The sequence below is a fragment of the Haloferax sp. SDI50 genome (assembly GCF_059802635.1).
Window position 1 is genome coordinate 2,611,792 of record NZ_JBPULL010000001.1, and the last position, 12,406, is coordinate 2,624,197.

The 12,406-nt window shown below is 68.9% G+C and carries 12 protein-coding genes; 5 read left to right on the forward strand and 7 right to left on the reverse strand.

The window, feature by feature from the left end; all coding sequences use genetic code 11:
• Positions 1-56: 56 nt before the first annotated feature.
• On the forward strand, positions 57-638 hold the full coding sequence (locus ACSR87_RS13785; RefSeq protein WP_004043710.1) for a peroxidase-related enzyme: 582 nt from the start codon (positions 57-59) through the stop codon (positions 636-638).
• An 85-nt stretch (positions 639-723) separates the two neighbouring features.
• Complete coding sequence (locus ACSR87_RS13790) at positions 724-918, forward strand: cold-shock protein (RefSeq protein WP_004043709.1); 195 nt, start codon at positions 724-726, stop codon at positions 916-918.
• Positions 919-1,039: 121 nt separating this feature from the next.
• Here ACSR87_RS13790 and ACSR87_RS13795 read toward each other — a convergent pair whose 3' ends face one another.
• The 4 genes from ACSR87_RS13795 to ACSR87_RS13810 form a co-directional block, all read right to left on the reverse strand.
• On the reverse strand, positions 1,040-2,536 hold the full coding sequence (locus ACSR87_RS13795) for a cryptochrome/photolyase family protein (RefSeq protein WP_498530848.1): 1,497 nt from the start codon (positions 2,534-2,536) through the stop codon (positions 1,040-1,042).
• 49 nt (positions 2,537-2,585) lie between these two features.
• Positions 2,586-3,380, reverse strand: a complete 795-nt coding sequence (locus ACSR87_RS13800) for a creatininase family protein (protein WP_498530849.1) — start codon at positions 3,378-3,380, stop codon at positions 2,586-2,588.
• Positions 3,381-3,449: 69 nt separating this feature from the next.
• A complete protein-coding gene (locus ACSR87_RS13805) occupies positions 3,450-5,057 on the reverse strand; it encodes an acetate--CoA ligase (protein WP_498530850.1) in 1,608 nt (535 codons plus the stop codon).
• A gap of 63 nt (positions 5,058-5,120) precedes the next feature.
• Positions 5,121-6,239, reverse strand: a complete 1,119-nt coding sequence (locus ACSR87_RS13810) for a bactofilin family protein (RefSeq protein ID WP_498530851.1) — start codon at positions 6,237-6,239, stop codon at positions 5,121-5,123.
• A 209-nt stretch (positions 6,240-6,448) separates the two neighbouring features.
• Between ACSR87_RS13810 and ACSR87_RS13815 the strand changes: the two genes are divergently transcribed.
• On the forward strand, positions 6,449-7,423 hold the full coding sequence (locus ACSR87_RS13815; protein WP_498530852.1) for an aldo/keto reductase: 975 nt from the start codon (positions 6,449-6,451) through the stop codon (positions 7,421-7,423).
• Positions 7,424-7,466: 43 nt separating this feature from the next.
• A complete protein-coding gene (locus ACSR87_RS13820) occupies positions 7,467-7,961 on the forward strand; it encodes a hypothetical protein (RefSeq protein ID WP_498530853.1) in 495 nt (164 codons plus the stop codon).
• Here ACSR87_RS13820 and ACSR87_RS13825 read toward each other — a convergent pair.
• From ACSR87_RS13825 to ACSR87_RS13835, 3 genes are read right to left on the reverse strand one after another with little or no spacing between them, the layout of a single operon-like run.
• Positions 7,937-9,154 (reverse strand): MFS transporter, encoded by a 1,218-nt coding sequence (locus ACSR87_RS13825; RefSeq protein WP_498530854.1) that lies wholly within the window; start codon positions 9,152-9,154, stop codon positions 7,937-7,939. The two genes, ACSR87_RS13820 and ACSR87_RS13825, sit on opposite strands and share 25 nt — an antisense overlap.
• A 56-nt stretch (positions 9,155-9,210) precedes the next feature.
• Positions 9,211-10,272 carry an iron transporter gene (locus ACSR87_RS13830; RefSeq protein WP_498530855.1) on the reverse strand — a complete coding sequence of 354 codons (1,062 nt, stop codon included), beginning with the start codon at positions 10,270-10,272 and terminating at the stop codon, positions 9,211-9,213.
• On the reverse strand, positions 10,269-10,940 hold the full coding sequence (locus tag ACSR87_RS13835) for an SCO family protein (RefSeq protein WP_498530856.1): 672 nt from the start codon (positions 10,938-10,940) through the stop codon (positions 10,269-10,271). The genes ACSR87_RS13830 and ACSR87_RS13835 overlap by 4 nt, the downstream gene beginning before the upstream one ends.
• A 145-nt stretch (positions 10,941-11,085) precedes the next feature.
• On the opposite strand from ACSR87_RS13835, the gene ACSR87_RS13840 reads away from it, so the two are divergent.
• A complete protein-coding gene (locus tag ACSR87_RS13840; RefSeq protein ID WP_498530857.1) occupies positions 11,086-12,384 on the forward strand; it encodes a DUF7405 family protein in 1,299 nt (432 codons plus the stop codon).
• Positions 12,385-12,406: the final 22 nt, after the last annotated feature.

Below are 12,406 nucleotides of genomic sequence, written 5' to 3' on the forward strand. Positions count from 1 at the left end.
CGAGCGCCCCTCGAATATGAGGAATCATTAAGGTCTGTCCGGGAGACCGGGGACGCATGGACGACGACGCCATGCGCCGCTTTCCGGTGCCCGACCGCGACGACCTCCCGGACGACCTGCGGGAGCGCATCGACGACGAAACCGAGCGGGCCGGCTTCACGCCGAACGTCTTCGCCGCGTTCGCGTACAAGCCCTCGCACTTCCGGCCCTTTTTCGAGTACCACGACGCCCTCGTCGAGGACACCGACCTCGAACGCCACGAGGTAGAGATGATTATCGTGGCCGTCTCCGGCGTCAACCACTGTTACTACTGCAACGTCGCCCACGGCGCGCTGGTCCGCATCTACGCGAAAGACCCGCTGCTCGCGGACCAACTGGTCGCCAACTACCGCACCGCCGACATCCCCGAGAAACACAAGACGATGCTCGACGTGGCGGTCAAACTCACCGAGTCGCCCGTCGAAGTCGGCGGAGACGACCTCCAGCGACTCCGCGACGCCGGCTTCTCCGAGGAGGCGATATGGGACATCGGCGCGGTTACCGCCTTCTTCAACCTCAGCAACCGCATGGCGATGTTCGCTGATATGCGGCCGAACGAGGAGTTTCACACGCTCGGCCGGGAGCCACGCGACGACTGACGCGAAGGAGAGTAAACGAGTACCACGGTCATTGGTAGCAATCGGCGGAATCCTTATGCCGCCAACCGATGAGTTTCGACACGCAATGGCGAAAGGTAAGGTTGCGTTCTTCAAGTCCTCCGGCGGCTACGGCTTCATCGAGACCGACGACCACGACGACGACGTGTTCTTCCACATGGAGGACATCGAGGGTCCCGACCTCGAAGAGGGCCAGGAAGTGGAGTTCGACATCGAGGAGGCCGACAAAGGCCCGCGGGCGACGAACGTCACGCGACTCTGAGTCCGACGCGTTCCGACCGGCGACGACTCGACAGCGAAGCAGAGTTCTGCATTATCACCCCGCTAGCCGCGGCGCTCGCGGGTCGTAGCCGTCAGCCTTGGACGGTCGGCCGTCGCCCGCCTCAGAGCGTCCCCGCCCGGCCCATCCGCCGAATCTCGTCGGCCCGCGCCCGGATAGCGTCCCACTCCTCGTCGTCCTTGCGGTCGACGTGGGAGTACATGAGTCCCATCCGACCCGTCCCGCGGAGGCGTGCTTCGTTTTCCTTCAGGAAGTCCCAATAGAGCGCGTTGAACGGGCAGGCGTTCTCGCCGGTCGTCTTCGACACCGCGTAGGGACACGACGAGCAGTAGTCTGACATCCTGTTCACGTAGTTGCCCGACGAGGCGTAGGGCTTCGACGAGAGCACGTCGGTGGCGAACGAGCCCATGGCGACCACGTTCGGCGTCGTCACCCAGTGGAACGCGTCGACGAAGCCGAGGTGGAACCAGCGGTCGAGTTCCGCCGGGTCGACGCCGTAGACCAGCGCGAAGTTCGAAAGCACCATCAGGCGCTCGATGTGGTGGGCGTAGCCGCGGTCGCGGACGTGGCCCACAGCCTCCGAGAGACAGCGCATGTCCGTCTCGCCGGTCCAGTACGCCTCCGGGAGCGGTTCGGTTTGGTCGAGTTGGTTCGCTTCGGCCAACTCGGGCATCGACCGCCGGTAGACGTGCCGCACGAACTCCCGCCAGCCGAGGACCTGCCGCACGAACCCCTCGGCGCTGTTGAGCGGGGCGTCGCCTCTCTCGTACGCTTCCTCGGCCGCTTCGACCGCCTCGCGCGGGTGGAGCAGACCGAGGTTGATGGCCGCCGACAGGAGCGAGTGACACAGCGCCCACTCGCCGTCGACCATCGCGTCCTGGTACGGGCCGAACTCGGGGAGGCGGACCTCGACGAAGTGCGACAGCGCCCGTCTCGCCTCCGAACGCGTCACCGGCCAGCCGAACGGTTCGGGCGACCCCCACGCGTCGGGGTAGCGCTCGCGGACGAAGTCGATGACCTCTCGCGTCGTCTCGTCCGGCTCGAACCGCGGTGCCTCGGGCGGCGTCCACCCCTCCGGCGGCGTCTCGCGGTTCTGGTCGTCGTAGTTCCACTCGCCGCCGACGGGGTCGTCGCCGTCCATCAGGACGCCCGTCTCCCGGCGGGCGTGTCGGTACCAGTGTTCCTGTCGGTAGCTGTCGGCGTCGCCGGCCCAGTCGTCGAAGTCGGCGGGCGTCGTGAGAAACAGGTCGTTCTCGACGAGCGTGAGCGACCCGCCGCGGGCGGAGACGAGCTCTCGAAGCCGCTCGCCCGCACCGTGGCTCGGCGGGTCGAGCATGACGAGGTCGTCGCCGGGCGCGGCGTCGAAGTAGCGGTCGAGCCCCTCGCCGAACGTCTCGGTTTGGAGGTAGGTCACCTCGTAGCCGCGCTCGCGGAGGTCGTCGCGGAAGTGCCGCATCGCCGAGAAGACGAGCGCGAGCTTCTGGGGGTGGTACGGCAGTCGGTCGCCGAAGGCGTGCGCCTCTATCATCAGCACGCGGTCGTCGGACTGGAGCGGCGCGGCCGACGGGTCGAGTTGGTCACCGAGGACCCAGACGGTCATGGGCGTCCCTTCGGCGGTAGAGAAAAGAGCGTGTCGGCCAGCCGATGAGTTAGCGACGCGACCCCGGTTGCGGGTCGACGTGCGCGGGTGCGAGCAGGTCCTCAATCGGCTGGTCGTCGAGCCACGACAGCAGGCGAACGAGCTGGTCGGTCGCGGCCTCGAACAGTTCTTCGCCGGCCTCGGGCGACGCGTCGGTCTGGTCGCCGAAGACGCCGTTTCCGGAGTTCTCGACGGCGTCGTAGAACGTGCGCGCGCCGTGTTCGCGGAGGTGGGCGTCGCTCAGGTCCACCACGCCGCCGTCGCGGGCGGCTTCGAGTTCGCCCTCGCGGACGAGGTCGCGGGCGATGTGCATTATCATCGAGGTCTCCTTCGGTCCGCCGTGGGGGCCGGGGTGGTCGAACAGGTCGGTCACGAGGTCCGGAATCGACTCGTCCCACATCCACTCGATGGCGTACATGGTACCGTCGTCGCGGAGGCGGCGACCGACCTCGCGGAGGTGTTGGACGTTGCCGCCGTGGGCGTTGACGAACACGACCCGGTCGATGCCGTGGTACGCGAGGTTGCGCGTCATCGACTCCACGTAGTCGCGGAACTGCGGCGGGTCGACCCACATCGTCCCGTGGAACTGGCGGTGGTGGGGGCTGACGCCGACGTTGACCGTCGGGGTGCAGAGGAAGCCGGTCCGGTCGGCCGCCTCGCGGGCCAACGCCTCCGCGATGAGGTGGTCGGTGGCGAGCGGCAGGTGCGGGCCGTGCTGTTCCGTCGAGCCGAGGGGGACGACCGCGAGCGACGATTCGGCCACGTAGTCACCGAGTTCGGGCCACGTCTGGTCCGCGATGTACATGGGCGTCACCAAGCGACGACGCCTAAAGAAAGGTGACAAAGGGGAAATGGGTTCCCCGGCGGACGCGACTCAGTCCCGTTCCTGCGACCGCAGTTCGATGCGGCGAATCTTCCCCGAGGAGGTCTTCGGCAGTTCCGCGACGAACTCGATTTCGCGCGGGTACTTGTACGGGGCCGTCTGTTCTTTCATGAACGACTGGAGTTCGTCCACGAGGTCGTCCGAGCCCTCGTAGCCGTCGGTGAGGACGACGAACGCCTTGACGATGCTACCGCGTTCCTCGTGGGGGCTGGCGACCGCGGCGGCCTCCGCGACCGCCTCGTGGGAGACGAGCGCGTCTTCGACCTCGAAGGGGCCGATGCGGTAGCCCGCCGAGATGATGATGTCGTCGGCGCGGCCCTCGAAGAAGAAGTAGCCGTCCTCGTCGCGGGAGGCGAGGTCGCCGGTGCGGTAGTAGTCGCCGGAGAACGTCTTTTCGTCGAGGTTCGGCTTCTCGTAGTAGCCGTCGAAGATGCCGGGGCAGCCGACCGGGACGGCGATTTCACCGATTTCGTCGACGCCGACTTCCTCCTCGTTTTCGTCGATGATGGTCGTGCCGAGGCCGGGCGTCGGCTTGCCCATGCTGCCGGGTTTCACGTCGATACCGGGGTAGTTCGTGAGGAGCGCGACCGTCTCGGTCTGGCCGTAGCCGTCTCTCGGGGTGACGCCGAACGCCTCGCGGAACGCCTCGATTGGCTCGCGATTGAGCGGTTCGCCCGCCGACAGCGCCTCTTTCAGTCGGAGGTCGTACGAGCCGAGGTCGCGCTGGGCGAACATCCGGTACTGGGTCGGGACGGCGCAGAGGCGGGTGACGCCCTCTTCTTCCATGATATCGAGGAACGTGTCCGGTTCGAAGTCGCCGCGGTAGACGAACTGGGTCGCCCCGGTCGTCAGGCCGACGCCGACGGGGCTCCAGAACCACTTGGCCCACCCGGTGCCGGTCGTCGCCCAGAGCAGTTCGTCGGAGAGGTCGTCGTCGGCCGTGACGCCCCACCAGTAGGGGGCGTTGACGAGTTCGAAACACCGCATCCAGCGGTGGCGGTGGCGGACCGGCTTGGGCTGGCCGGTCGTCCCCGACGTGTAGTTGATGGACATGGGGTCTTCGGCCCGGAGGTCGGGGCCGTCGTGTTCGGCGGACTCGTCGGCGACGAGGTCCGAAAACGAAGTCCAGCCGTCGGCGTCGCCGCCGAGGACGACGAAGTTCGAAAGCGGCGTCTCGTCGCGCACCTCGTCGACCATCTCGACGAGCGACTCGTGGACGACGGCGGTCGTCGCCTCGCAGTCGTTCGCGCGGAACGCGATGTCCTTGGGCTTGAGCATCGACGAACTCGGCACGAGCAGCGCGCCGCGCTTGAGCGCGCCGAGTTGGACGGCGAACACGTCGGGGTCGCGGGGGAGGAGGTGGATGAGCCGGTCGCCCTTCCCGACGCCCATGGATTCGAGCGCGTTGGCAAAGCGGTTCATGTCGTCGCGGAGGTCGCCGTAGGTCCGCTCCTCGCGGCCGCCGTCGGCGTCGCGGAACCGGAGGGCGACGCGGTCGCCGAAGGCGTCGGCGTGCGACTCGATGACCGCGGGGATGTTGTAGTTCTCGGGGATGTCCCACTCGAACGATTCCGACTCGGCCGCGTAGTCGACTGCCATGGCTCGACAGACAGAACAGACCATAATAATTGTTCGTCCGGGTTTCGCGGGAGAGGCGCGCCGTCAGGCCATCGGCGAGCCTTCCTGCGGGCCTTCGTCGGTGGCGCTCAGGCTGTCGTCGCCGTCGTCGGCGGACTCCCCGCGGAGCGCCAGCGCGAACGCGCCGAGCCCGACGAGCAGGACGACGAACTCGAGGACGCCCCCGAGGGGGACGAAGCCGAGCACGGCGAGGACGAACAGGCCGGCGAACAGCGCGGCCCAGCGGTTGTCGTAGTCCGCGAGCGACAGGAGCCACGTCCCGAGGACGAGCGCGCCGTAGATGCTCGCCGCCCAGAGGACGAGCAGGAAGCCGACCCCGCCGGCCAGCGAGAGCGGGATGCCCACGATGGTCAACAGCAGGAGCAACAGGACGATGGGCACCGCGACGATGGCGAGGAGGCCGACGCCGCCGCTCCGCACGGCCTTCTTCGTCCCGAGGCCCGTCACGCGGCGGGCGAAGTCGGGGGCGACGAGGACGATAATCGCGCCGAGGACGAAGTTGGCGAGCAGCCAGTAGCCCGAGACCACCCAGCCGGGGATGACGAAGTCGGACTGGCCGAACTGGAACGGCGTCCCGGCGACGGCGGGCGCGGCGACCGCGAGGTCGTCCACCTGCCGCACGCCGCCGTCGACGACGGCCGCGGAGTCGACGGTCGCGGTCGTCGCGTCGTATTCGAGCGCCCCGCCGACCCGAGCGGTCGGGCCGACCGCGAGTTCGTCGGCTCCGACGCGGACGTTGCCGGCGACCGCGCCGTCGAGTCGGACGGTGCCGCCGGCGGCGTCTACCGACCCGCCGATGTCGGCGGTGTCGCGGACGAACACCGCGCCGCCCGCGAGGCTCACGTCGCCGCCGACGCTGCCTTCGAGGGTCGCGGAGCCCGCGACTGCGTCGAGGTTCCCGTTGATAACGCCCGTCTCCGTCACGAGGACGGTCCCGGCCGTCGCGGACACGTCGCCGGTTACCGTCCCGGCCACGACGACCGTGCCGCCGACCGCGTCGAGGTCGCCGTCGACGGTCTCGCCCTCGTCGACGACGACGGCACCGCCGGCGGACGGTCCCTGTTGTGCGGCCGCGACGCCCGCGAGCGACCCCACCACGAGGAGGCTCACGAGGAGCGCGACCAGTTGTTTGGTTGTGAACATCGGAATCACCGAGGCTACGCCTCGGATTAATGATACGACTCCGGAGAGCATAAACCGAGAGAGACGGTTTCAGACGCCGGGAAACGGCTGACCCACCGACTATCAGCGATGCCAGCCGATTGGCGGAGTCGAGGCTTCGGTGCCCGGAGGTGACCCACCGCGGCTACCGCTTGGTCCATCTTTTTGCCGACTCGCGGGGATGTTCGCACATGGAGTACACGACGCTCGGAGACACCGGCATGGAGGTCTCCCGCATCTGTCTCGGCTGTATGAGCTTCGGCACCCCGGAGTGGCGCGAGTGGGTGTTAGACGAGGAGGCGGGGCTCGAACTGGTCGACCGCGCCATCGAACTCGGCATCAACTTCTTCGACACCGCCAATATGTACTCGAACGGCGAGTCCGAGCGCGTCCTCGGAAAGGCGCTGGAGGGCCGCCGCGACGAGGCGGTCGTCGCCTCGAAGGTGTACTTCCAGATGGACGACGACGACCCGAACTCCGGCGGTCTCTCACGGAAAGCCATCGAACAGGAGCTCGACAACTCGCTTTCCCGCCTCGGGATGGACACGCTCGACCTGCTCCAGATTCACCGCTACGATTACGACACGCCCATCGAGACGACGATGCGCGCGCTCGACGACGCGGTTCGGCGCGGCAAGACGCGCTACGTCGGCGCGTCGTCGATGTGGGCCCACCAGTTCGCGGAGGCGCAGTACACCGCCGACTCGCTGGGGCTGGACCGCTTCGCCACGATGCAGAACCACTACAACCTGCTGTACCGCGAGGAGGAACGCGAGATGCTCCCGCTCTGCGAGAAGCAGGGCGTCGGCGTCATGCCGTGGTCGCCGCTCGCCCGCGGCTACCTCACCCGCCCCCACGAGGAGTTCGAGGCGACGACCCGCGGCCGGACCGACGAACACGCCAAGGGCCACCCGTACTTCGAGGGCGGCGGCCGCGAGGTGAACGAGCGCGTCGAGGAACTCGCCGACGAGAAGGGCGTCAAGATGGCGCAACTCGCCCTCTCGTGGGTGCTCCACAAGGACTGGGTAGACGCACCTATCGTCGGCACGAGCAGTATCGAACATCTCGAAGACGCGGTCGAGGCCCTCGACATCACGCTCTCGGACTCCGACATCGACTACCTCGAAGAGCCCTACCAGCCGGTCCGCGTCTCCGGCCACGACTAAGCCCAAGGGAAACAGCCTTCAGCGCCCGCAGTGAGGGACGACCGTGTACGGGACACTCGCACGAATCGCCCGCGACGAGCCGGAAACGGCGATTCTCGGCGTCGAGTCGCTGCTCGCGGCCGGCGTCCTCCTCGGCGTCGCGCTGACGCTCGTCTCGTCGCTCGCGCCGACGCTCCCGCTCGCCCACGTCGGTTTCACGCTCGCGGCGGCCGCGACGCTCCTTCTCACGGCCGTCTCGCTTGTGGCCGCGTCGCGGCGAATCGCCCTCCTGCTCACCGGCCGCGGCGGCCTGCGAATCGAGACGTTCTGGCGGCTGCTCGAACTGATGCTCGCGTTCCTCGTCGCCGGTATCGTCGCCTTCGCGGTCCAACTCGGTGAGTTCGCGCCGACCGTCCCCGACCCGCGGGGCGGCGGCGTCTTCGTCGGCCTGTTCCTGGCGTTCGTCCTCGCGGGCGTCGGCCTCGCCGTCATCGTCTGTCTCCGGGGGATGTGGCTCGTGGTGAACGCCGAACTTCAGTCGGCGCTCGACGGGGTCTGAGTCGCGCCGAGACCGTCGAGTCGCTTCACCGCCCGGAGCGCGACGACGGCGATGGCGACCTCTGCGAAGCCGACGACGAGAAACGACGGGAGGTAGCCGACCACGTCGGCGACGACGCCCCCGATGAGAAAGCCCGCGAGGAAGCCGAGGCTGCCGAAGACGTTGAAGCCGCCGAGGGCCGCCCCGCGCTCGCCCGACTCTGCGAGGTCAGTGACGAGCGCCATCGTCGCGGGCGCGACGAGCGCGCCGAAGACGCCGACGACGACCATGAGAGCGGCCGCGAGTTCGAAGACTGGGGCGACGCCGACGGCGACGATTGCGACGCCGTAGAGCATCGACCCCGCGACGACGGGGACGAACCGGCCGACGCGGTCGGACAGCGAGCCGAGGGGGTACTGCAAGAGCGCGAAGGGGACGAAAAAGAGCGCGAGCACCCCGCCGGCGACGGCGGCGTTCACCCCGAACGCCTCGCGGAAGTAGTACACCCCGACGAGGGCGAAGAAGCCGGCGGTCATGCGGTCGATGAAGCCGAAGGCGTACGGGACCGCGAACGCCGGCCGGGCGGCCAGTTTCTTGAGGACGACGCCGACGCCGACGCGGGTCGAGTCGGGCGTCCGGTCGGTGACGGTCGTGACGAGCAGCGCGACGGCGGTGAGCGACGCGGCCGACGCGTACAGCGGCGCGAGCGGGTCGATGGTCGTGAGTTGGCCGCCGACGACCGAGCCGAGCGCCGCGCCGAGGCCGATGGCGATGCCCGCCGCGCCCATGTTCCGGCCGTTACCCCCCGAGAGGTCCGCGAGCATCGTAATCGACAGCGAGAACGCGCCGATGGTCATCGCGCCGCCGAGGAGGCGGACGACGAGCACCGCGCCGAACGTGGCGTCGAGCCACGGGAGCGTGGCGAGCGCGAGGAGCGCGACGTAGCTGGCCGCGCCGCCGAGCGCGCCCGCGACGATGAGCCACGTCCGTCGGCCGAGCGCGTCCGAGAGCGCGCCCCAGACGCTCGAAAAGGCGACGAACGAGGCGAACTCGGCGACGAGAAACAGCATCCCGGCCGAGAGGTCGTACTCCCCTTGCCCGCCGCCGAGGGCGGTCACGAGGTCGGAGACGCCGGGGTAGAGGAGCACCTGCGAGACGAGGACGCCCCAGACGGCGAGCGCGAGCGTCGCGCGTTCGCGGCGCGTCGAGTCCATACGGGGTCGGTCGGCCCGGACGGAAATAGCCCTGTCCTTGTTCGATTCGATTGCCGTTACCCGAGGCGGACGGGGTCGAATTCGAGGAAGGCCGTCTCGTACCCCTCGTGGCGGGCAACCTGCGGCGGCACGTCCACCGCGAGGTCGACGGTCGCGTCGTCGCCAGCGAGTTCCGGCACCGACGCGCCGTAGTGGAAGCCGAGGTCGGCGTCGAGGCCGGGTTCGAGGCGGCCGTCGAAGCGGGTCGACCCGCCGGATTCGACGGTCGCGGTGAGGCCCAGTCGGGGGACGAGAAGCCGGTTATAGGGCGTCAGCGGGAAGACGGCGAGGTACGGGTCGTCGCCGAAGCGGTCGGCGTCGAGGGCGGTGCCGACGAGTCGGAGGCTCCCAGTCGTCGCGCCCCCCAGCGCCGTGCCCGGAAGCGCCTCGGGGCCGCGGCCGAGCGGAAGCCCGTCCATCTCCATCGGCCTGACCGCGCCGGGGTCGCCCTGCTGGTCGTCGAGCATCGTGTACGGGATGTCGTCGCGGTCGCCGGCGCTGTACTCGAAGTCGAGCGTCGCGCTCGCGGGGGAGTCGAACCGGCCGACGAGGTCACCGAAGAGGCGCAGCGAGGGCGCGCCCACGTCCACCGTCACCTCGTAGGTGCCGTCGCCGTCGAGACCGAAGTTCGAGCCGTAGTGAAAGCCCATCCGCTGGGAGAGCATCGCGTAGACGACCTCCTCGCTCACGAGGTCGCCGTCGCGGGCGATTTCGAGAGAGAGGCCCGTGTCGGGGACGACGACGCCCGTCTCGGGGTCCCAGACGGTCGCCATGAGATGCACGTCGTCGCCGGCCTCGACCGACAGTTTCGACGTGCCGAAGCCGTCGCCCTCGTCGGCCATCACCCAAAAGCGGTGGGGGTAGCTGTAAAAGACGCCCACGCGGAGGTCGCCGGCGTCCGCGCTCCCGACCATGCGCATCCCCTCGGTGTGGGTCGGGACGTACACCTCGTCCGGGCGGTTCGAGACGACCGGCGGCTCGTTCGACGTGTAGAGCCGACCGAGCTCGGCGAGACAGCCGGAGAGACCCGCGGCCGCGACGGTCCCGCTCGCCGCGAGGAACCGACGCCGACTCGTCATGCCTCCCGGAGCGCGGTGAGGTCGTCGATGAGCGTCTGTTCGTCCGGCTGGTTACCGCGGTAGGTCCGCTCGACGTATCCGTCGCCGTTGACGAGCGAGATGAGGCCGAGATGGGTGAACATGTAGTTGCCCTCGTCGTTCGGCTCGTTTTTCTCGAAGAAGACGCCGAACTGGTCTTCGACGACCGACTTCGCCTCGGCCTCGTCGGCGGGCCGGAGGAACTGCCAGTTGCCCGCATCCATGTCGACGTTCATCTGGTCGGCCTCCGCGCGGAAGGCGTCGGCGTCGTCGCGGGCGGGGTCGAACGTGATGGGGTAGAACGACACCTCGTCGGCGTAGCCCTCGCTGACCGAGTGAATCTGGACCTCGCGGAGCGCGCTGATGAGCACCGGACAGACGGTCATGCAGTTGGTGAAAAAGTACGTGTGGAAGTGCGGCACGTCGATGTCGCGCACCGACACCTCGGCCCCCGCGATGGGGTCGGTGAGCGTCACGTCGGGGACCTGCTGGCCCCACGCCGGATACGGGAGGTCCTCGCTGGACACGTCGTTTTCGCGGTCCGGCTTCGACAGCGACACGTTCGGGTTGGCGTCGCCCCCGCCGAGACAGCCCGCGAGGCCGACGGCCGCGCCCGCCCCGGCGGCGCGGAGATACGTGCGTCGTTTCATTACCCTCGCTAGCGCCCCGGCACTCAAATGCCGTTTGGTGTGCGTTTCGAACGGTAGCGCGCGTGTTCTCGTCCCGCACGCCCGAGGCGAAATCTTCGACGCACACACCAGAACGGACTTCCCCGCGAGGTCCCTAGCCGGGCGTATGTTCGACGGGTCTCCGTCCCGCCGGGAGTTCCTGAAGGCCGCGGTCGCCGCCGGCGGCGCGGCGGCGCTCTCCGCCTGCCTCGACAGGGCACCGGACGACCCCGTTCCGGCGGGGACCGACGCGTTCGAGTCGCTCCCGAGCAGACAGCACGCGTGGAACGAGTTCTGCCGGGCCGACGACCACGGCAACGTCGAGATGCCCCGCCATCAGGTGCTCCTCTATCTCGACCTCGACGGCGAGGGCCCGCCCGACGAGGCTACCCGCGCGACCGTCGAGGACGCCTTCCGCGTGCTCGACCGCGCCTACGAGCGGAGCCACGAGGGCGTCATCTGGTCGGTCGCCTACTCCCCGCGGTACTTCGCCCGCTTCGACGACCCGCTTCCCGACAGCGTCGACCTGCCCGAACCGCGGGCGCTGTCGCCGTTCGAGACGCCCGAGTTCGACCGGCAGGACGCGCTCGTCCACCTCGCGTCCGACCGCGCCGACGCGGTGCTCGAAGCCGAGCAGGCGCTTCTCGGAGAGGTCGAGGAGGCCAACGGCGTCGCCGTCGACGCCGACCTCTCGGGCGTTTTCTCGGTCGCCTCTCGGCGGACGGGCTTCGTCGGGGCGGGCCTCCCCGCGGACCACCAGTCCGACCTGAACGGCATCCCGGACGGGAACCCCGTCCCCGAGGAATCGCCGCTGTTCATGGGGTTCAAAGCGGGCTTCGCCGGGAATCAGGCCACCGAGGAGTACGTCACCATCGACGAGGGGCCGTTCGCGGGCGCGACCACGAAGCACGTGGCGAACATCCGCCAGCGCCTCTCGGACTGGTACGACGAGGAAGACCGCTACCACCGGGTCATGAAGCTGTTTTCGCCCGCGCACGCCGAACAGGACCTCGTCGACGGCGTCGGCGACAACCTCGGCGACGACAGCGGTATCGACGCGATGCTCGACCGCCTCCGCGACGACGCCTTCGAGTTCGGCCACGTCGGCCACGCCCAGAAGGCCGCCCGCGCCAACCGCGACGACGAGGGGAACGTCAGACTGCTCCGCCGGCACTTCGAGTCGGCCGACGACGGCGTGGCGAGCCTGCACTTCCCGTCGCTCCAGCGCGGCATCTCCGCGTTCGAGGAGGTCCGCGAGGCGATGAACGGAACCGACCTGACCGACGTGCCGACGGTCCGCCAGCGCGTCAACAACGGGATTTTAGAGTACATCTTCGTCAAGCGCCGCGGCAACTTCCTCGTGCCGCCGCGGGGGATTCGGTCGTTGCCGACGCCGACCGGCGAAGTTCCGGGATTAGACGACTGAGTCGGCCGCCGAATCCGGTTAC